Annotated in this window: 15 protein-coding genes and 3 pseudogenes; 7 read left to right on the plus strand and 11 right to left on the minus strand. The window is 69.7% G+C overall.

The genetic code is table 11. The features are described 5' to 3' along the window. The first annotated feature begins 110 nt into the window (after window positions 1–110). Window positions 111–479 (plus strand): hypothetical protein, encoded by a 369-nt coding sequence (locus ACFPZI_RS28895; protein ID WP_381369017.1) that lies wholly within the window; start codon window positions 111–113, stop codon window positions 477–479. Window positions 480–536: 57 nt separating this feature from the next. Continuing rightward, the gene (locus ACFPZI_RS28900; RefSeq protein ID WP_381369020.1) at window positions 537–2,546 is read left to right on the plus strand and encodes a serine/threonine-protein kinase; all 2,010 of its coding nucleotides are present in this window, start codon (window positions 537–539) and stop codon (window positions 2,544–2,546) included. 32 nt (window positions 2,547–2,578) lie between these two features. Here ACFPZI_RS28900 and ACFPZI_RS28905 read toward each other — a convergent pair whose 3' ends face one another. The 3 genes from ACFPZI_RS28905 to ACFPZI_RS28915 form a co-directional block, all read right to left on the minus strand. After that, on the minus strand, window positions 2,579–2,845 hold the full coding sequence (locus tag ACFPZI_RS28905; protein ID WP_381369023.1) for a hypothetical protein: 267 nt from the start codon (window positions 2,843–2,845) through the stop codon (window positions 2,579–2,581). Between the two features lie 58 nt (window positions 2,846–2,903). Beyond that, window positions 2,904–3,206: a protein kinase family protein gene (locus ACFPZI_RS28910; RefSeq protein ID WP_381369026.1), complete on the minus strand. Its 303-nt coding sequence runs from the start codon at window positions 3,204–3,206 to the stop codon at window positions 2,904–2,906. 164 nt (window positions 3,207–3,370) lie between these two features. Continuing rightward, window positions 3,371–3,550 carry a hypothetical protein gene (locus tag ACFPZI_RS28915; protein WP_381369028.1) on the minus strand — a complete coding sequence of 60 codons (180 nt, stop codon included), beginning with the start codon at window positions 3,548–3,550 and terminating at the stop codon, window positions 3,371–3,373. 122 nt (window positions 3,551–3,672) lie between these two features. Here ACFPZI_RS28915 and ACFPZI_RS28920 point away from each other — a divergent pair, with 122 nt between their 5' ends. After that, window positions 3,673–5,658 carry an N-6 DNA methylase gene (locus ACFPZI_RS28920; RefSeq protein WP_381369031.1) on the plus strand — a complete coding sequence of 662 codons (1,986 nt, stop codon included), beginning with the start codon at window positions 3,673–3,675 and terminating at the stop codon, window positions 5,656–5,658. A 282-nt stretch (window positions 5,659–5,940) separates the two neighbouring features. Beyond that, window positions 5,941–6,198 carry a hypothetical protein gene (locus tag ACFPZI_RS28925; protein ID WP_381369034.1) on the plus strand — a complete coding sequence of 86 codons (258 nt, stop codon included), beginning with the start codon at window positions 5,941–5,943 and terminating at the stop codon, window positions 6,196–6,198. A gap of 61 nt (window positions 6,199–6,259) precedes the next feature. On the opposite strand, the pseudogene ACFPZI_RS28930 reads toward ACFPZI_RS28925, so the two are convergent. From ACFPZI_RS28930 to ACFPZI_RS28945, 4 genes and pseudogenes are all read right to left on the minus strand, one after another. After that, a pseudogene (locus tag ACFPZI_RS28930) lies at window positions 6,260–6,824 on the minus strand (dihydrofolate reductase family protein). An 837-nt stretch (window positions 6,825–7,661) separates the two neighbouring features. Next, window positions 7,662–8,018: pseudogene (locus ACFPZI_RS28935) on the minus strand (MFS transporter); the annotation flags it as partial. Beyond that, window positions 7,919–8,925 (minus strand): annotated as a pseudogene (locus tag ACFPZI_RS28940) (ABC transporter substrate-binding protein); the annotation flags it as partial. The pseudogenes ACFPZI_RS28935 and ACFPZI_RS28940, both read right to left, overlap by 100 nt. Window positions 8,926–9,076: 151 nt before the next feature. Beyond that, window positions 9,077–9,250 carry a hypothetical protein gene (locus tag ACFPZI_RS28945; RefSeq protein WP_381369036.1) on the minus strand — a complete coding sequence of 58 codons (174 nt, stop codon included), beginning with the start codon at window positions 9,248–9,250 and terminating at the stop codon, window positions 9,077–9,079. 1,373 nt (window positions 9,251–10,623) lie between these two features. Here ACFPZI_RS28945 and ACFPZI_RS28950 point away from each other — a divergent pair. From ACFPZI_RS28950 to ACFPZI_RS28960, 3 genes are all read left to right on the plus strand, one after another. Then, complete coding sequence (locus tag ACFPZI_RS28950; RefSeq protein ID WP_381369038.1) at window positions 10,624–11,652, plus strand: ATP-binding protein; 1,029 nt, start codon at window positions 10,624–10,626, stop codon at window positions 11,650–11,652. Window positions 11,653–11,965: 313 nt separating this feature from the next. Continuing rightward, window positions 11,966–12,553 carry an RNA polymerase sigma factor gene (locus ACFPZI_RS28955; RefSeq protein WP_381369041.1) on the plus strand — a complete coding sequence of 196 codons (588 nt, stop codon included), beginning with the start codon at window positions 11,966–11,968 and terminating at the stop codon, window positions 12,551–12,553. Between the two features lies 1 nt (window position 12,554). After that, window positions 12,555–13,313 carry a hypothetical protein gene (locus tag ACFPZI_RS28960; RefSeq protein WP_381369043.1) on the plus strand — a complete coding sequence of 253 codons (759 nt, stop codon included), beginning with the start codon at window positions 12,555–12,557 and terminating at the stop codon, window positions 13,311–13,313. A gap of 21 nt (window positions 13,314–13,334) precedes the next feature. Here the strand turns inward: ACFPZI_RS28960 and ACFPZI_RS28965 are convergent, their stop codons facing one another. From ACFPZI_RS28965 to ACFPZI_RS28980, 4 genes are all read right to left on the minus strand, one after another. Beyond that, entirely contained in the window at window positions 13,335–14,252 is a 918-nt protein-coding gene (locus ACFPZI_RS28965) for a serine/threonine-protein kinase (protein ID WP_381369045.1), read from the minus strand. Beyond that, window positions 14,249–16,096 carry an ABC transporter ATP-binding protein gene (locus ACFPZI_RS28970; protein WP_381369048.1) on the minus strand — a complete coding sequence of 616 codons (1,848 nt, stop codon included), beginning with the start codon at window positions 16,094–16,096 and terminating at the stop codon, window positions 14,249–14,251. Before ACFPZI_RS28970 ends, ACFPZI_RS28965 begins: the two co-directional genes overlap by 4 nt. A gap of 82 nt (window positions 16,097–16,178) precedes the next feature. Then, window positions 16,179–16,349 (minus strand): hypothetical protein, encoded by a 171-nt coding sequence (locus tag ACFPZI_RS28975; protein WP_381369051.1) that lies wholly within the window; start codon window positions 16,347–16,349, stop codon window positions 16,179–16,181. 481 nt (window positions 16,350–16,830) lie between these two features. Next, window positions 16,831–19,332 (minus strand): MGH1-like glycoside hydrolase domain-containing protein, encoded by a 2,502-nt coding sequence (locus tag ACFPZI_RS28980; protein WP_381369054.1) that lies wholly within the window; start codon window positions 19,330–19,332, stop codon window positions 16,831–16,833. Window positions 19,333–19,684: the final 352 nt, after the last annotated feature.

Genomic DNA, 19,684 nt, shown 5'->3' on the forward strand with positions numbered 1-19,684 from the left:
ACTCCGCCAGCCACCGAAAACCAGTGACAAACATAGGCTCATGATTTCTGGCGCAGGACACTAGGCTCTGAGCCGGCTCAGGATCGAGCGACCGGGGCGGGGAGAGGGCGATGAAGAAGAACACGCCGGAGTACGAGCAGGCGCTGGACGCCGTGATCGACATCCTGCGGGACCGGGCACGCGGGGGTGCGGCACCGCTGTCGTACGGCGAGCTCAGCACCGAGCTGGCCGGCCGCGGCCCTCAAGTCCCCGCCCATGAAGGGCCCATGCCCTATCTCCTCGAGGACGCCTCCGTCCGCGAGAGCCCGGACGGATCGCTGCCGCTGCTCTCCGCGCTCGTGGTCCTACGGGAGAGCGGCCGACCGTCCGGCGGTTTCTTCAAGCTGGCCCGGCGCGCACCGTACGAGCGGCCGGGTGACAACATGGAGCTGTGGGTCGAAGAGATCAAGCAGCTCGCGAAGCACTACGCCGACCGCTGAAGACGCGTCGGCGACGACGGTGACACACCATCTCAGAACCACATGAAGGAACAATCTGTGAGCGAAAACGGCTCCGGCGGAAGAGTCCAGCCGGCTCGTCCCGGCGACCCCTCCCGCATAGGCCACTACCGGATCGTCGGCCGTCTCGGTGCGGGGGGCATGGGGACCGTCCATGCCAGCGTCGCCCCCGACGGAACGCGCGTCGCGGTGAAGGTGATTCATCCCGAGCAGGCCCAGGACCCGGAGTTCCGGGCCCGTTTCAAGCGTGAGGTGGAGCTCTCCTCCCGCGTCATCGGCCCGTATCTGGTCCCGCTGCTCACCGCCGACACGAACGCGGACACCCCGTGGCTGGCCACCGCCTACGTTCCCGGCCCCACGCTGCACCAGCACCTGCTCGCCCACGGTCCGCTGAGCGGAGGGAGCCTGTACGCGCTCGCGTCCGCCACCGCGCAGGCGTTGGAGGCCGTCCACGCCGCGGGGGTGGTGCACCGTGACGTGAAACCGCAGAACGTCATTCTCACGCCGGGTGGCCCCCGCGTGCTGGACTTCGGGATCGCGCACGCCGCCGACGGCACCAGCGTGACGCGCACCGGCGTCATGACCGGCACCCCCGGCTGGATCAGCCCCGAGCAGTACCGCACGGGGGCCACCGGCCCCGAGGGTGACATGTTCGCCTGGGGAGCGCTCCTGGCCTACGCGGCCACCGGAAGGCTGCCCTTCGGTACCGGTGCACCCGATGTGGTCGCGTTCCGCGTGCTGTCCGGGGAACCGGACCTGGACGGCGTGCCCGCGCCGCTGCGCCAAGTCGTGGAGAAGGCACTCTCCAAGGAGCCGGGCGACCGCCCGTCGGCCGTCGAGGCCGCCCGGGCGTGCACGGAACTGCTGGCCTCCCAGGTCACCCAGGTGGTGAGGGCCGACGTGGTGCCGGCGACGGCGGTGGACATGGTGACAGCCGTCTGGGACGTGCCGGCCGGGGACGACCCGGCGTGGCAGCTTCCCTCGTCCCGAAACCGTTCGAAGAAGCAACTGGTGGGCGTCGTGGCCCTCGTGGCGGCCGTCGTCGGCGGCATGGCCGGAGGAGCGGCGGCTCTCATGCCCGGCAACACCGGCAACGGAAATCGCGCATCGCCCTCCGCGGCCTCGGTCTCCCCCGTCGCCTCGGCCGGATCCGGGCAGCCGTCCGCGAGAACCGCGGACGACAGCACGACGAAGAAGGAACAACAGGCCGCGGCCGACGACTCCGCGAGCGCGGAGAGTTGGCGACAGGCGCGCCCGGCGCAGGGCCAGGGCGAGCACGACGTGGCGCGCGCGGTCCTGCACGACCAGGGTGTCACCGCCTGGGACCTGAGCCCGATCGAGATGACTCCGGGAGCCGTGAGGTTCCACGAGTCGCGCCGGGAGGTCTACTTCTCGTACCGGCTGGCCGCCGACGAGCAGGGGATGGCGTACGCGGAGACCGAGGTCGCGAGGTCGATGTGCATGACGCTGCGGGACGTCGTCCTCCGTCTTCACCCGGCTCTGCCGTACCACTCGTACGTCATGGTGAAGGAGGAGGAGGTCCAGGACCCGCAGGTGACCTGGCAGGAGAACTTCGTCGACGACGAACAGTGCCGGTCGGCCATCGGGGACGACGAGGACGCCGAGGACGCCGAGGACAGCGCCGGACAGGACTGGGAGCCGGACCAGTACGGGTTCGGAGAGGCGATGGTCCCCAGTACCGACGGCGACGAGATTCGGGTCGCGGACCGCGCCGCCCGGCGGATCATCGAGCAGAGCAACGCGATGCGCTCGACGCTCGGCACCGACCAGGTGCTCGGCAACGAGGAGATCAAGGTCGGCTTCGACCCCGCGAATTCGGCCATGTACGTCTGGTCGGAGTACCTGATGTGGAATCAGAGCCAGGTCGAGACGTGGGCGGACATGGCCGCGGGTGAGGCGTGCCGGGCCCTCGTGAACCAGCGGCAGAGCATGGGCGAAGGCTGGCCGTACACCCGTTACGCGGTGGCGAAGATCGGCCTGGTGATCCGCTGGGGCACGGCCACTTCGCAGGCCGACTGTTCCGCCTGAGCCACGCCTTCAGGGCATGTCGTCGCCGGCGCCTACGCGTCCTCCTCGGCGACCGTGTCCCAGGCCGGTAGCGGCACACCGTCGGATGCACTGATCCGGGTCACTTCGCACCGCATCCTCCGGACGGCGGCGAAGACGTGGCGCCGGGCCGCCGCACCGTCCTCCGGCGGGAACGCGATCCTGATCCAGTGCGGGCGGGCGCGTGCCGAGCGCGGTCTCCACCGCCGGCCGGCTTCCGTCGGCGTCGACGAGGACCGGGGGGGCGTCACGAACCGTGTCAGTTCCGCGTTCTCTGTCATGGCAGGTCGTGGCGTACGAGTGCCCTGGCGAAGGGCTCGCCCGTGCGGCGAGCGTACGTCATCCGCTCGCGGATCTCCCTTGCGGGACGAGGAAGGGGCGGCGCGGGTCCTCCGGCAGGCCCCGGCGGGTGGCCGGCCCCGGCTCGGGAGCCGGCAGGTGCGGGGCGAGGGCCACGTAGACCTCGGCGGCGGAGGCCGGCCGGCCCTCCGGGCGCTTGGCCAGCAGTGCCGACAGCAGGTCCTGGAGGTCGTGCGGGACGTCGACGCCCGAGTCCGCGACGAGGGGCGGCGGCGCACTGAGATGCCGGGAGGCGAGGAGCGCCGGCTGGTCGGTGGCGAAGGGGGCCTGACCGGTGAGCATGTGGTGCAGTGCAGCAGGCGGCCCAGCGCGTAGAGATCGCTGAGGCCTTCCAACGGGTCCTGGCCGGAGAGCAGTTCGGGCGAGGCGCAGGCGATGTTGCCGTGGTCGAGGCGCGCCGCGGCCCGCGCCTCCCGTTCGAAGAGGGCGAGGGCCGCCTCGCGGCTTCACGGCACGGCCGGCAGGTCTGCCGCAACGGTCTTCACCGCGACCGGCCGCTCCAGGTACACGTCGCAGGCCTCCCGGACCTGCCCCATCGCACCCCTGCCGAGGACCGACTTCAACCGATAGCGATCACGTAGCACCAGTCCCGGCGTAAATTCCTGCATTTCCTCTGCCCTCCACATTTCCCACACCTTAGATCAGAGCCCTTACGCTGTGAACAAAGTCAATGAGGGTAGTACCCTTCGTTTCACCCGGCGCTGGGATGCCGACCAGCCCAGCAGGCCAAGCACCTCGGAGACCTTCGATGAGTACCTCCAGTTCCGTACCCGTCAGCCTGGCCGAGATCGCCCGGATCGCCGGTGTCGGCCGCGCCGCGGTGAGCAACTGGCGGCGCCGCCATGACTCGTTCCCCTCCCGCATCGGCGGCACCGACGTCAGTCCGCAGTTCTCACTCGCGGAAGTCGAGCGCTGGCTGCGGGAGAACGGCAAGCTCAAGGACATCGGCGGTCGCGAGTTGCTGTGGCCCCGCTTCGAAGCACTCGGCAGCCGGGACGAGTCCGGCCTGGCGATCGCCGAGGCGGCCCGCCGGATGCGCTCGCCCCGCACACGTACCACCTCTCCCGATCTTTCCGCCGAAGTAAGGCAGTTGGTCGGCGAGGCGGCGGCCCTGGGCCGCACCGAAGGGCCGCGTGAGACCTTCGAATTCCTGTTGCAGCGCTGGCTCGAGACACATGTCCGCCAGCTCAGCACCACACCCTCGCCACTCGCCACCCTGATGACCAGGATCGCGCTCGCCGCGCGCATCGGCGCATCGGAGGAAGGGTTGACCGCCCTCGATCCCGCCTGCGGCACCGGACACCTGGCGGCTGCCGCAGCGCAGGAGTACGACGGCTCGCGGCTGACCGTGCTGGGCTGCGAGCGGGACCCGGCCCTCGCCGCGCTGGCCACCGCCCGTCTCGGGTTCGCCACTGAGGGGCGGGACATTCGTACGGAGATCGTCACGGCCGACGCGCTGCGCGAAGACCCCTTCGCGGGCACCCGAGCCGACATCGCCCTGTGCAACCCACCGTTCAACGAACGGGACTGGGGATACGAGGAACTCGCCACCGACCAGCGCTGGGCGCACGGCCTGCCGCCTCGCACCGAGCCGGAACTGGCCTGGGTGCAGCACCTGCTGTCCCACCTCAAGCCCGGCGGATCGGCCGTCGTCCTCCTGCCACCCGCCGTCGCCTCACGCAAGGCGGGCCGCCGTATCCGCGGCTCACTGCTGCGCACCGGAGCCCTCAGGGCAGTGGTGGCCCTGCCGCCCGGCAGCGCTCAACCACACAGCGTCTCACTGCAGTTGTGGATACTCAGGGCTGTCCCTGACAGTCCGTCGGCCGTCGCTCCCGCCCAGGACGCGTTGCTCGTGGACGCCACCGGCTTCGCAAGACCCGGCGCGCGCGAGCCGGGACCCGACTGGGATGCTCTCACCTCCTTCGTCCTCTCCGCGCTGGCCGACCTCGACCACCCCGAGGTCGATCCGCCGGAGAGCGCGGTACGCGTACCCCTGCTCGACCTCCTCGACGACGAGGTCGACGTCACCCCGGGGCGGTACACGGCATCCCACAGCGAACCCACCGGCACGGAACTCGCCGCCTCATGGAAAGAGCTGGGCTCCCTGCTCACCGGGCTGACCGCTCATGTGCAGCAGTTGTCCGAACTCGGTTTCGAGACGGCGACACCGCAGACCACGGCCACGGTCGGGGAGCTGGTGAAGGCCGGCGCACTGACGCTGCGCGCCGGGCAGCAGCCACCGGAGAGCGGATCTTCCTCCGAAGACACCGAAGTACCGCTCCTCACCATCTCCGACCTGCTGATGGACGGCACCCCTGGCGGTCTGATCCCCTCGCGCACGGCCCACACCGTCGCCGAAGAGGGAGACGTGGTGGTCGCCGGGGTGGTCCGCGCCTTCCGGGCTTGGGTCCACCAAGGACCGACGATGGCACTGGGTCCCCAGCTCTACGCCCTGCGGGTGGCCCCCGAGAAGATGGACGCGCACTTCCTCGCCGGCTGTCTGCGCGCCCCCGCCAACGGCCGCCAGGCGGGCACACACGCCTCCAGCTCGTCCCGGGTCGATGTCCGACGCCTCCAAGTGCTCCAGCTCCCTTTGGAGGAACAGGCGGCCTACGCGGAAACCTTCCGTCGCCTCAGGGACTTCGAGACTCTCCTCAGCAGGGCGGACAGCCTCGGCAAGGGGCTGGCCGGCGACGTGAGCGACCGGCTCGCAGCGGGTGGGCTGACTCCCTGACCGCAGCGGGTCAGCCGCCTCCCGCTCACCGGGATTCCCCCTGCTCGATACCGGTCGCGTCGAGCAGTCGGACCGTCTCACCGGCGTCCGTGAGAACGGCAACGACCTGCGGTTCGGCAAGAAGCACAAGGCGTTCGGCGGCACCGTGCAGTTCCCGGCAGCCCCGGACGGCACCCCGTTGCGGGTCTCCGACGTCGAGCCCGGTTCCACCCCCGATATCACCGCCGCCCGCCGCCACGCGCTCCCCGCGCTGTACAAGGCAGCCGCCGAGGGAATGCCGACTTGGGTGGACAAGGGCCATATCGGGCGGGCATCGGTATCCGGGTCCCCGTCCGCCGTCCCAAGGGCCAGTCCGAGCAGGCCCTGCACGCCGACACCCGCGCAACGAACGCCCTGATCAGAAACGTCCGCGCCCTGGGCGAACGCACCGCCGCCGAACTCGAACAACGCCGGCACGCCCTGCAACATGTCACCCTCAGCCCAAGCCGAATCGGCGACATCACCCGCGCCGCCCTCGTCCTCGACAGACACTGGAAGTGATCTTCACTGAGAAGACGTCACCGACCGGCCCGTTCCTCCCAGGGCTCGGCGGACGAGCCGGCTAACGCGCCACGCGGTAGCGGAGGTGGACGACTCTCGAGCCGAAGGTGCGGGTCTCGACGAGTTCGAGACCCACCCGGCGCTCGAGCTGGGGAAAGAACGGAACGCCACCGCCGACCAACACCGGGTAGACCATGGCCCGGTACTCGTCGATCAGACCCGACGCGGCCGCCTCGGCGGCGAGGGTCGCGCCGCCGATCGCGATGTCGCCCTCCCCCGGCTCGGCTCGCAACCGCTCGATCTCCTCCGCCAGGGCCGCCGGAGGCCAGGCGGGCATGGCCCTGCACCGCCGACAGCGTGGTGGAGAACACCACCGTGGGCAGCGGCTTCCAGAGCGCGGCCCACTCGAGCATGGAGTCGTCGAGCGAGGGATCCTGGTCGGCGGTCTCCCAGTACAGCATCGTCTCGTACAGCCGTCGTCCCAACAGGTGGACGCCGACCTCCCGGATCTCGTCGATCCAGAAGCGAAAGACACCCTCGTCGGGCCCCGTCCAGTCGAAACCGCCGTCCGGCCCGACGATGTAGCCGTCAAGTGAGACGTTCATCGAATAGGTCACGCTGCGCATCAGAAGTCCTCCTCGGTAACGGGTTCGACAGTACGACCGCCGGACGCCGCAGGACTCATCGCGGCTCGCGGGATCTCCTGGGCCGAGTCACCTCACGAGATCATTTCGTTGAGAAAACCTCACTGGCGTCGTTGCGCCCGGTGGTCGTGCCGTCGGGGTTGCGGTGAAAGCAGAGACCCATGTGTACTCCCGTGGTCCGTAGTGGGGACGAAAGGGGATGAATGAGAATTCCCCGTCGCTGGATCAAACGGCCCACAGCCACTGCCAGTGCCTCCTCCCCCATGCATCACCCGATCGCATGACCCACCCGGCACAGGCTGACGTCGGCGGGCCCCCATATACGGGAAGCACCACGCTCCCGCCGGCATGTCACGCCCCCTCAACCACCTACCCCGACGGGAACCTGCTGCTGCGGCTGCGCCAAGAAGGTCGGTGCCGGGTCCTTCTCTGCCCCGGCACCGACAAGGTGGCGGAGGCAGCGCCGCCGGCGGTCGAATACGGTTCCCCGGTCGCACAGTTGCTGCCGCCCAGTTGCTGCACGGATACGGACACGGACACGGACACGGCCACGGCCACTCGGTGAGCGCGCCGTGTCCGAGGGCGTGGCAGACGTGCCGGTCGTGTACTTACGTCGGGGCCCGGCGAGCATCGTCAACCACACGAGGCGTGAACACGCCCCCGCCCCCACCGACCAGGCCTGATGAACGACGAACGAGGGACGGAACGATGACCGAACCGACCCCGGCGACCCCAGCACCCCAGCACCCCAGCACCCCAGCACCCCAGCACCCCAACGTCTCCAGCCAACGCGCCGACCTCGAGAGGGCCGTACGCAGGTCACGTGCGCCGGGGCAGCAGCCCCACCGCCGCCGCGGTGACGCCGGTCAGGACCAGCCAGGGCACCGCGAGGGGAAGCCCCGCGTCCAGCAGGATTCCGGTCGCGGAGCTGCCGAGCAGCACGATGAGGCCGGAGACGGAGGACAGCGCCCCGGTGTAGAGGCCGAGCCGGCCGTCCTCGGCGAAGTCGGGGACCCAGGCCCGGGCCACGGGCGCGACCAGCATCTGGCCGAAGGTGAGCAGGACGACGAATCCGGTCACCGGCGCCGGCCCGGCCGCTTCCGGCCACCCTGCGGGCCGCGTCGTGGCGGCCGCCCCCGCCGCAGTCCGCCCGCTGCCGTCACCGAGAGGGCGCCGAGCAGGGCGAGGGCGGCGGCCGGGGTGAGGACGGCCCAGGGTGCGCGTTCGGCGTAGGGCTGGTTCTCGGCGAGGAGCACAGGCCCCATTCCGGGGACGGCGGCTGCGCGCCGAGCCCGAGGAAGCCGAGGGAGGCGAGGGCGAGGGCGATGCCCGGCAGCCGCAGCAGGGCGTGGCGGGTGACGGGCGGCAGTACGGCGGGCAGCATGGAGCGGCGCAGCAGGTGCCAGTGGCCGGCGCCCAGGCTCCTGGTGGCGGCGAGGTTCTGGGTGGCGCGTTCCTGGCGCAGCAGGGCGGAGGTGTGTGCGGCGAGCGCGGTCCAGCCGACGGCGGCCTCGGCCTTCATGGCGGCGTCCTGCCGCTTGTCGGGGTCGGCGGTCCGCTCGGCCGCGGCGACGGCCCGGTCGACGTCCTTGTCGCAGAGCTGGGCGATGTTGTTCGCGCCGTCGCAGGTGTAGTCGGCGGCGAGCACGGCGACGGGGTCACCGGTGTCGAGCATCGCGTTGCGGGCGAGGACGAAGGCGTCGAACTCGCCGTCCAGCGCGTCGGCCTCGAGCTGCGAGTACTCCCGTACCTCCAGCTCGACCTCGAACCCGGCCTTCTCCAGCTGCTGCTTCAGCACCTGGGCGACTTCGGAGAATTCGGGCCGGTTGTCGTAGGTGGCGAGGGTGATCGGGGCGGCGCCCTTGCCTCCACCGGCCGCCCCGGCCCGTCCGGTGGGCTCGACGCGCTTGCCGTCGGCCCAGGTCACGGCGGGGCCGTAGACGCCGGCTCCGGGGTCGGCTTACCCCTCGTACACGTCTTCGGCGAGCGTGCCGGTGTTGACGGCCTCGCGGTCGACGGCGCGCAGCTTCGGGTCCTTGAAGGGGCCGGCGGCGGCGTTGAGCAGCAGGCTGGTGGTGCGGGTGGCGCCGGTGAGGCAGTCCGGACCGCAGGCTGCTCAGGACGGCAACCGGCCCGCGGGGCGGGGAGCCAGTCCGGAGCAGCTCCCCCAAGGGGCGTGCGGATGCGTGCCGCAGAGGGCGTACTGCGACACCCATCCTGTTGCGAAATTCCCACTACGCCAGAAGTACTCCTGCAATGCCGAGCGCAGCGAAAGCCGCGATGATGATCAAAACTTTCCGTGCGGATCGACTACGCGCCGATCCTGTGCCACTGGTGATCATCATGCCACTGGCGCCAACCAATGCGATCAGCGATACCGCAAGCAGCCCATAACTGACGATCTTCATTTCTGGCATCCTTCCCAGGATATGCAGGACGCCCCACCAATGCCACCTGCTCTACCGGTTGTGAGACTGATATCGCCAAGCACCTGCGCCGTGACCGCTCCTGCCGCCAAGACTCCCCCTGAACCGCTCCGGGTTCGGTAGCGGTGCCCCACCTTGTACAGGCCGGTCGGGCCGAGGCGGGTACCAGCGAAGCGGAACAGCTGTGGAACAGCTTCGATCGGTGTTTTGCGCGGCAGGGCCCGCCGGGCCGTAGCGCCGAATCAACGAAGGAGCGGCCTGTTTCTTCGCAGCCGCCACCCCGCCGACTTCGTTTACAACTATCGCCTCCATACCCGGGCAACGACAACCGCCAACTCAAGACCGACACTCCACGGAAGTATTAGATCTGAGGGGGTGGACCGTCACTTCCCACATCTTTAAAACACCAAGCCATGAGAGCCCAGAGTGCGGCAAAAATGAAAAGACTGATCCACGCTTCGTTGACCCCTTGAGTCATAATAAGGTAAATCAAGAAAAGGACGCACGGTATCATGGCAATAGTTTTCCATCGCAGATTTCTATGGGCTTTTTCGCCGTCAGCGAAGCGTCCCTGCGTCACACTGTTCCCTCCGTTCATCAGCGCGGGAGGGAGCAGAGTCCCTCCCACACCTTCGAACCTGCCCAACGGCCCATCAGACAGCGCCCACCAACTGCTCTCACAACCTTGACGGAAAAGTGTCTGATGACGAGTCGCCTCAAAGGATGCGGCATCTGGTAGCTCGCCTACGTACGCTCCTTCACTCTGCGCACGTGGACAGCGTTCGATATGCACCCCACGCTGTCCACGCCTCGTGAGGACCTCCCCGCGACGGGTGAACCCGGCAGACCCTGCCCTCCTACCGCGCGCACACCCTGGTCCCCGCTTGACACTCAGTCGAGTCCGACGAGGTGAGCGAGCCACCGTCCAGGAATGCTGGAGCCAAACCGCTGACCGGGCCAGGATCTCGGCGTGAAGCCGCCGATCGCCCGCCGCGGCACCGAGCGCGGCTCAGGTTTGGCACCCAACGATGATGCACGGAAAGGGCGTTCACCCATCTGAACTGATTCCACCGGCTGCGGATCCGCCGGGAGACCCGCGACGACATCCACGAAGCCTTCCTTACCCTGACCTGCGCCCCCATCTGCCGGCGTCGGCCGGCCATCGCGCCTGTCGAACTCTTCCACCACCAGCCGCCCGGGCCTCGTTCCGTCAGGAGTCCAAGCCTCCAGGGTCGTTCGTCCGGGTGAAAGGCACGAAGGTCGGGCGCGACACGCGGCGAAGAATTTGACACCGCCGCGACCACCCCCCTAGAACCTAGCGACATGACATTCGTTTTCAAAAGGGTGGGGTGCTGATGAGGATCGCGTTCGTCGGCAAGGGCGGCAGTGGCAAGACGACGCTGTCGGCCCTCTTCTCCCGTCACCTGGCCGCCGCCGGCGCCCCTGTGCTCGCCATCGACGGTGACATCAACCAGCACCTGGCCGAGGCGCTCGCCCCCGCCGGGAACACCCCGGTGACGCCCCCTCCCCTGGGCCCGCGCCTGCAAGACATCAAGGCGTACCTGCGCGGCACCAACCCCCGCATCACCTCCACCGAGTCGATGATCAAGACGACCCCGCCCGGCCGCGGCTCCCGCCTCCTGAGCCTGCTCGGCGACGACGAACTGCACGCCCGGCACGTCTCCCGGGCCGGCGGCGTCCTGCTGATGGCCACGGGCCAGTTCGACGACAGCGACCTGGGCGTGGCCTGCTACCACTCCAAGCTGGGCGCGGTGGAGCTGTATCTGGGCCACCTGATCGACGGCCCCGGCGAATACGTGGTGGTCGACATGACCGCCGGCGCCGACGCCTTCGCCTCCGGCCTCTTCACCCGCTTCGACCTCACCTTCCTGGTCGCCGAACCCACCCGCAAGGGCGTCTCCGTCTACCGTCAGTACCGCGACCACGCCCGCGAGTTCGGCATCCGCGTCGCGGTCGTCGGCAACAAGGTCACCTGCGAGGAGGACCTCCTCTTCCTCAAGGAACAGGTGGGCGACGACCTCCTGACCCACCTCGTGCACTCGGACTGGGTACGGGCGGCGGAACAGGGGCGGACCCCGCCCGCCGGCCCGGCCACCCCGGACACCCCTGGCACGCCGGCCGCCTCCGGCTCCCCGAACGCCTCGGACCCCCTGGGCGCGCTGGAACCCCACAACCGCCACGCCCTGACCGTCATGCGCGAGGCCGTCGACACCCACCCCCGCGACTGGGACCGCCTCCACCGCCACGCCGTGGAGTTCCACCTCCGCAACGCCCGCTCCTGGGCCGACGCCCGCACCGGCGAGGACCTGGCCGCCCAGGTCGACCCGGAGTACGTCCCGGGACCGGCGACCCTGCCCTGCTGAGGCGCCGCCACCCCTCGGCACCGCCCCTCGGTCCTGCTCACCGTCCCCCTGGAAGGAGTTCTGGTACCGGGAGAAAGTCGTCACGGGCGGCCGCGAACTCCTTGGCAGCGGCGTGTGAGGGGCCTCGCGTTCTTCGGACAGGGATCCGACCGGGGGTCGGGCCTTGGCGGATCACTTGCTGCGGCCGGCGCAGAACGGTCCCCGACCGCGCTGCGAGCAGTTCGTGCAGCCGGGGAAACCGGCGCAGAATGGGAATGTGATCTTCCGCAGCGGCCGCGCAATCCCTTGGCGGGGGCGGACCGTATATATAAGTGTGCCGAGCTTCCGGTTCCCCGTTGGCCGTCTCCCGGACGAGGCTCTGCTGTCCGGGCTGGCCACCGGTGATCCGGAGCTCGCGGTCACCTTCGTACGGAGGTTCCAGCGCGCGGTCTTCGGTGTCGCCATCGCCGTCACCGGAGATCCGCAGCTTGCCGAGGACATCGCCCAGCAGACGTTCGAGCGTGCGTGGCGTCATGCGCAGATCTACGACTCGCGCCGCGGGTCGGTGACGACCTGGCTGACGACCATCGCGCACAATCTCGCCATCGACGCCGTCCGTGCGCGGCGGACGGAGCCGGTGGCACCCGAGGACCTCGACGCGCTCCTCGATGTCGTGACCGAGACCCCCGAGCAGTGGGCGCTGGCCGACGAGGCCTCGTCCCAGCTGCGGGCCGCCGTGGCACAGCTGCCGCGGGAGCAGGGTCGTGCCCTGGTGATGGCGGGCATCTACGGAATGACGGCCCAGCAGATCGCCGACTGGGAGAAGATCCCGCTGGGCACCGCAAAGACGCGGATCAGGACAGCGATGGGCAAGCTGCGGAACACACTCGCCTCTCGGAATCGAGGGGACCATGGTCAGTGACGTGACCTGCGAGAAGCTGCGGGAGATCGGCGCCGAGATGGCCCTGGGCGTGCTGCCCGGCCGTGAGCGGGCGGTGGCGGTCGCGCATCTGGACCGGTGCGCGGCCTGTCGGGAGTACATCGAGCACATGACCCTGGTGGGCGACGGACTGATCGGGCTGGTGCCGGGCAGCGAGCCGCCGCTCGGGTTCGAGACCCGGGTGGCGCGCAGACTGCAGGACGTGACGGCGCACGAGGGGGACCCCCACACGCGGGCGTCCGACCTCGCGCACAAGGCGGTCCGCAGTCGCGCACGCCGTGTCCGGCTGCGGGTCGCATCCGCCGCGGCCGCGTTCGCACTCGCGTTCGGGTTCACCGGCTGGGCGGTCGGCACCGCCATCGAGAGTGTCACGGCCTCGAGTTCCCCTGCCGTGGAGACCCAGACGCCTTTGATGGAGGGAAAGCTGACCTCGGCCTCGGGCCTCGGGCCGTCGGCCGGCGACGTCTACGCCCACCCCGGAGACCCGGGGAAACCGGGTTGGATCTATATGACCGTCGACCTTGCCGCCGTCGGCACTCCGTACAGCGGCAAGGTCGTCTGCCTCCTGGAGCGCACGGACGGCACCACGATCCGCGTGGGCACCTTCATCCTGAGCAACGGACGTGGTGACTGGGGCGCGATGGCCCCGGTCGACCCCGCGGCGCTCTCCGGCGCCCGCCTGACCACCTCCGACGGCACCGTCCTCGCCACCGGCCACTTCGAGACCGGCCGAAGCGCGTGAAATCGGCGCCCCGCCACGGCCTCAGGGGCGGGCCGTGCGGCGCCCCGGGCCGGGCGGCGTCGCGTCGAGTGCGGCGGCCAGCTCGGCGACCGAGGGCCGGGACGACGGATCGGTCTGAAGGCAGCCGTCGATGGCCGCCGCGAGCCCCCCGGGCAGACGCCGCCGCGAGCCGATCGGCGGGGCGGTCCCTTCCAGCTGCGGATACCAGTCGTCCCGGCCGCCCGTGACGCTGCCGTCGCAGGGCTCGTCTCCTTTCTCCCCACGGGGAGAAACCTCGTGGGAATCCCCGCGGCCGAACGGCACATCCCCAGCGGCGACCTCGTACAACGTGATGCCGATGCCCCACACGTCCGCGGCTGCCGACAGCGGCCCGCCGCGAGCCTGCTCGGGAGCGAGGTAGCAGAACGTGCCCACCCCCGCGGGCGCGGGCCCGGGCGGCCGCGCGATGCTCAGGTCCAGCACCTTCGCGTGACCGCAGTCCACCACCACGTTCGACGGCTTGAGGTCCAGGTGCAGCAGACCCTGACCGTGGAGGTAGTGGATCGCGGAACACAGCTGCACCCCGAGAAGCGCCACGTCGGCGGCGGACGGCCGGCGCCGCAACCGGTGGACGAGGTGGGACAGCGTTTCGCCGGTCAGCGTCTCCAGCACGACGAGCAGCACCGGCGACTCGAACGTCTCGTACGCGCGGACCAGGTGCGGATGGGTGAAGGCCCCCAGCCACCGCCCCTCACGCAGCAGCTGGTCGCGCAGCTGCTCCTGGTCCCGGCGGTCGGGGCGCACGGCCTTGATCACACAGCGGCAGTCCCGTTCCTCGCTCCAGACGTCGTAGACGTCGAGCCAGCCGGTGCGCGCCAGATGCGCCAGGACCTCGTAGCCCGGGACCGGTCTCGTGCCGGGTGCCAGGGGCGGGGCGGCCCGCACCGCCGGGACACTCACGGCAGCACCGTCCCGGGGGCCGAGGACCCGGCTGGGGCGGCACCGGCCAGGGCGTTCAGCCGGTGCAGCCGGGCGTACGTCCCGCCGCGCTTGAGCAGGTCGTCGTGGGCGCCGCACTCGACAACCCTGCCCTGGTCGAGAACCACGATGCGCGTGGCGTCTCGGACGGTCAGCAGGTTGTGGGAGATGACGACGGTCGCCCGCCCGGCCATGAGCCGGCGCAGCGGGTCCATGATCCGCCGGCCGGACCGCACATCGAGGCCGGTGGTCGGTTCGTCGAGGAGGAGCACGGGCGCGTCCCTGACCATCGCGCGGGCGATCGCCAGGCGCTGGCGCTGCCCGCCGGAGAGCGTCCGGCCGCGCTGGCCGACCATCGTGTCGTAACCCTCCGGAAGCAGCTCGATGAACTCATGCGCGTCCGCGGCGCGCGCCGCCGCGACGATGTCCGCCTCCGTTGCCTCCGGCCGGCCGTAGGCGATGTTGTCCCGCACGGTGCCGTGGAAGACGAGCGTCTCCTGCAGGACCACCGCGACGCTCTCCCGCAGGTCGGACAGGCGCAGGTCCCGCAGATCCGTCCCGTCGAGGCGGACCGCGCCCCGGTCGGGGTCATAGAAGCGCAGTTGCAGCTTCGCGACCGTCGACTTGCCGGCCCCGCTGGCCCCGACCAGCGCCAACGTCTCTCCGGCTGCCACGTGGAACGACACGTCCGACAGTGCCCAGGACGGCGTACCGGGATAGCGGAAGGAGACGCCGTCGAACTCCACGTCACCCCGCGCACGGCCGATCCGGCGGGCGCCGGCGGCCTCGACGACCTGCGGCCGCTGGTCCAGCAACTCGATGATCCGTTCGGCCGAGGCGGACGCCGCGTAGAAGGTGGTGCCAAGGCGGGACAGACCGTGGACCGGACTGTAGAGGTTGCCGATCAGCGCCAGGAAGACCAGCAGTCCGCCCAGCGTGAGCTGTCCCTGGGCCAGCTTCCAGGTGCCCAGGCTCATGACCGCGAGGACGCCGGACACCTCGATGACCTCGACGATGGATCCGTAGACGGCGCGGATCCGCGTCGAGGCCATCGTGGCCCGGAACCTGCCGACGTTCTCACGCTCGAACCGGCGCTCTTCCCACCTCTGCCGGTTGTACGCCTGCACCAGGGCGACGTTGCCCAGCGACTCCTCGGCGATCGCGCTGATCGAACCGCTGCGGCGCCTGCGCTCCCGGGACGCCTCCTTGATCAGCCGCGAGAAGTGCCGGGCGGCGCCCCAGAACAGCGGCACGATGACGAGGGCGAGGAGGGTCAGATCCCACTGCAGATAGAACAGCAGACCGAGGAAGACACCCAGGCGGATCACGTAGTAGAGGGCGTCCGCCACCCCCGAGAGCAGGAACGTCTCGACCGCGTCGACATCGCCCGTCACACGCGACAACACGTCCCCGAGCCGCCGGCGTTCGAAGAATCCGAGCGACAGGCCCTGGACGTGCCGGAACACATCGGAGCGAAGCGTCAGCAGGAAGCTTTCGCTGACCCACGTGGACGTCACGTCGTCGGCGAACCCCAGAATGCCGGAGCCCATGATGAGCCCCAGATAGGTCGGTGCGATCCACAGGAGCGGTCCGACGTCGCGGGGAACGAGCACATCGTCCACCACGATCTTGAAGAGCCAGATCTCCGTGGCGTCGAGGGCGGGGCCGATCAGGCTGAAGAGGACGATGGGAGCGAACCAGCGCCGACCGCCGCGGGTATAGGGCCAGAACCGCCGGAACACCTCGCGCGGAGACACCGGGGGCGCGGCCGCCACCACATCGGAAGCCTCACCCACCGACAGCAGACGCCGCAGGACATGCACCATGGCATGCGTTCCTCGTGGAAGGACGGACGGAGCGGACCAGGACTTTCGGTCTCCGGTCCGCTCGGCCTCCGTGGTGTGGTCGCTAGCGGCCGTAGCCGTTCCCGTGGCGGTCGCCGTGGCGGTCGCCGTGGTCGCGGCCGTGGTCGCGGCCGTGGTCGCGCTCGTGGTCGCGCCCCGAGAAGTCATCGCGGCGCGACGTGTCGTTGTTGCGGTCCCGGCGATGCGCAGGCATCAGATTGCTGAAGATAGCCATTGCGTTCCTCCTGAAACTTGCTCCACATGGGATACGTCTCAGGGCGGGACTTGGATGGCGCTCCGGGGCAATAAGTTCAAAAAGGTTGCGTATCGGCCGAAGCCTCGACACCGTTCGGCCCAGCCGCGCCGCGAGCCCCACGGTGCACCACACCAGGCGGGCTCGGGACGCGCAAGGTGGGCAACCACGGCGTGCGGCTCGCGGCCGTCGACGAGACGGATCCGGTGACCTGGCGTCGCCACCACTCCGCGAACCAGACCGACGGCTCACTGTCACCGCCACCGACCGGGCAGGGAACGTGTCGTCCGAGACCAAGCGGACCTTCCACGCCGACCGGGCCGTCGTCACGGCGCCCGCCAACGGCGAGATCCTCGTCGGTTCGGTCGACCTCGCGGTCAGCGGCCCCGGGGACCTCAAGGACGTCACCTTCATCCAGCGGGCGTCGGCCGCGCCGTACGGCGACAGTGCTGTGGTGGTTGCGTCAGTCGGCTTGTGCTCGGGCGACGATGCTGGTGACGAATTGCTCCGCCTTCTTGCCCCGGGACCGGACCAGCAGGCGTAGGGGCTGCGGCAGGTGGTGGGGCAGGTCGGTGGGAGCCGTCACCAGCCAGCGTGTGTGCAGCGTCTTTCCCGCCTTGAGGGTGGTGGGGTGGATCGTGTGTTGGGGGAGGGCTTTCCAGTGGTCGGGTACGAGTAGGTGTGGGCTGACGACTGTGCTGGTGGTTGCTGTGATGGTGGTGGCGACCTTTACGGTCCTGCCCGGCTCCACGGGGACGAGGCCGTTCGGTGGTGTCTCGATGGTGAGGGCGAGCCGGGGGTCTTCTGTGCGCCATGACTGCCAGGCGGCAACTCCCACGGCGCCGCCCGAGGTGCGTAGGGCGGTGAGTCTGAGGGCGGTGGTGGTGACGGCCCTCTCCAGGAGGATCCGGTTGAGGGTTCCTGGTCGGGGGGTTCGCGGGGTGCGGTGTTGGCCGGGCAGGGGATGCCAGCTGCCGTCCTGGCCGAGGTAGTGGAGTTCGTAGGAGTCGGGGGTGCGGACCCCGCCGCCGTCGTCGTAGAAGGAGATCCGCAGGTCTGTTACGGGGGTGGGGACGCCGAAGTCCACGGCGAGCCAGTCGCCGGCGTGGGGGCTGCCGTAGTTGGTCCACCGCGATGACGGTGTGTCGAGGTGGAGGTCCTGTCCGTCGATGGCCTTGGCCGGGCTGTCGAGATGGAACGTGTACGAGGCACGCGCGAGGGGATAGCCCTTCTGATCGACGTTCGCCAGGTCGTCGACCTCGTGGGGCAGGGTGTGCTGCCCGGTCTCGCCGATGGTGAGCGTCACCGGCTTCAGGTCGGCCTGCCGGTGTATTCGCCGGCCGTTCAGCCAGACGCTCAGGCCGGCTCCGTGTCCGTAGTGCCGGCCGCCGCGGTCGAAGAGCACGCTGAGGTTGTGTCCGTGGTAGGGGAGGTTCTCCACGGCGAAGTGATCCCATTCGCGCGGTACCAGTGGCGCGAGGGCAACGGTGGCATCGGGCTGGGGACGGATCCCGAGCAGCCCGGACAGGACCAGGTCGTTGAAGGTGGAGTGGTTGTAGTCCTCACTGTGCCCGCGGCCGTCGTAGATCCAGCGGTCCTCGTCGGGGTGGTGCGCCTCGGCGACATACGGCTTGCCGTCCTTGCGGTGGGTCAGGGCGTAGGCGCGGAGCACGGCGTAGTAGTCGGTGCGGTCGACGTGGGACTGGGCGGGGTAGTCGATGAGGAGGTTGGCCAGGGCGGTGAGCGTCTGGCTGGTGGCGAACGGCCAACTCGGACCGTTCCAGCGACAGCAGCCTTCGAGTGCCTGATGCATGAACCACGGGCTGCGCCGCTCGACCGTGGTGGGACCGAAAGGCGCGGCAAACCCCTCGGGATCGCGCAGTTGGGCCCATGCCGCCGCGTTGTCCGCCGGCGCCATGTGGAAGTACCACGGCAGGAAGCCGATCTGCTCGCGGTCGGCGATCCTGCGCCGCTCGGGATTCCTGTCACGCATGACGTGCTTGTAGAACTGGTCTTCCTCGTCCCACAGCCGGCGCTCCTGATGCATCTGCAGAGCACGGGCACGCTCGTCGTAGCGGTCGGCCTTCGCCTCGTCGCCGCTGTGGCCGCGGCGCCGCAGGAGCGCGGCGATCGCCTTGGCGTCGCCGTACTGGTAGGCGTTGAGAGTGGGGCGGAACCCCTCACCACCGTGGTAGGGGTCGTCGCTCTGGTAGGAGCTCGCGGTGTACTCCATCGCGTCCCACACCGGTGTCTGCCAGTAGAGGCCGACTTCGTCGTCGAACTGCGGAGCCCATCGCCCCCACTGACGCTCCAGCTCGTCGAGCAGACCCAGGGCATGCTCCCATCTGCCGTCGGTCGACGCCCGGGCCACGACGGCATCCGCGATCCAGAAGGAGTACTGGTGTGCCCAGTCGGTGGTGTTCTTGTTGAGGAAGTCCGTGGCCGGTTTGGGTCCTGCGCCGCTGCCGCGCAGCCAGTAGCCGATGTGGTCGTCGAGGTAGCGATGGTCGCGCAGCCAGCGCGCCTCGCGGATGTGGTGAGCGGCGGCGGCATTGATCCCGCCATGCGGCGCGGAGTAGCCGACCGGCCCCAGAAACTCCGAGAGGATCCACCCTTCCTGGGGCCCCGTGTATTTCAGAGCATGCTTGATCACGCGCCACCGGTAGTAGTAGGTGTCCCGGATCGTGGCGTCGGGCAGGTCGACGAAGGGAATGTTCGCCTCGTACCACTCGGCCTCCGGCAGGTCTCCCAGCAGTGACCGGTGGTCCAGGAAGGCTGTTCCGGGACCCACCGCCGGATACAACGGAGACGCGAGCGACCGCTCGCCGGCTGCGGGCGCCTCGCCCGGAGGGCTGCCCGGTGCACTCACGCGTGGGGCCGCGCCGGGCGGCACCGCACCGCTCAGGGCTACCGCACCCAGGGCCGCAGCGCCGCTGTGAAGAAGCCGCCGACGATCGAGTGCCATGCGGGTACTCCTTCTGCGAGAACGAGTGGGGGGCTGCCCGAGCGTCTGACGGACCGTGCCTGACAGCGTTGTCCGCCAGAGGTTCTCGGCTCAGACTGCCATGAGTCGGGTCCACAGCTGAAGACTCTGTGCAACGTTAGAAAAACGGATCCCGTACCCGATGAGGTGAGAGTGCGGTACGTGAGCTGATGTCCGTTTGCCGCTTGGGGCTGGAAGAGGAGGGCGGTGTCAATTCGTTGAAGCAACACCTTCGGTCAGGGCTCGCTGGAAGGCTTCCTGTGGGGTGAGATAGCCGAGGCAGCGGCGGGGCTGGTTGTTGATCTCTTCGGCGATGGCGGTGAGGTAGGGCTGG

The organism is Streptomyces chlorus (assembly GCF_042655885.1).
GTDB lineage: Bacteria > Actinomycetota > Actinomycetes > Streptomycetales > Streptomycetaceae > Streptomyces > Streptomyces chlorus.

Coding starts and splice junctions, on each gene's coding strand:
- ACFPZI_RS28895 (WP_381369017.1), top strand. CDS start 111: ATGAAGAAGAACACGCCGGAGTACGAGCAGGCGCTGGACGCCGTGATC.
- ACFPZI_RS28905 (WP_381369023.1), bottom strand. CDS start 2,845: ATGACAGAGAACGCGGAACTGACACGGTTCGTGACGCCCCCCCGGTCC.
- ACFPZI_RS28910 (WP_381369026.1), bottom strand. CDS start 3,206: ATGCTCACCGGTCAGGCCCCCTTCGCCACCGACCAGCCGGCGCTCCTC.
- ACFPZI_RS28915 (WP_381369028.1), bottom strand. CDS start 3,550: ATGTGGAGGGCAGAGGAAATGCAGGAATTTACGCCGGGACTGGTGCTA.
- ACFPZI_RS28920 (WP_381369031.1), top strand. CDS start 3,673: ATGAGTACCTCCAGTTCCGTACCCGTCAGCCTGGCCGAGATCGCCCGG.
- ACFPZI_RS28945 (WP_381369036.1), bottom strand. CDS start 9,250: ATGAAGATCGTCAGTTATGGGCTGCTTGCGGTATCGCTGATCGCATTG.
- ACFPZI_RS28950 (WP_381369038.1), top strand. CDS start 10,624: ATGAGGATCGCGTTCGTCGGCAAGGGCGGCAGTGGCAAGACGACGCTG.
- ACFPZI_RS28970 (WP_381369048.1), bottom strand. CDS start 16,096: ATGGTGCATGTCCTGCGGCGTCTGCTGTCGGTGGGTGAGGCTTCCGAT.
- ACFPZI_RS28975 (WP_381369051.1), bottom strand. CDS start 16,349: ATGGCTATCTTCAGCAATCTGATGCCTGCGCATCGCCGGGACCGCAAC.
- ACFPZI_RS28980 (WP_381369054.1), bottom strand. CDS start 19,332: ATGGCACTCGATCGTCGGCGGCTTCTTCACAGCGGCGCTGCGGCCCTG.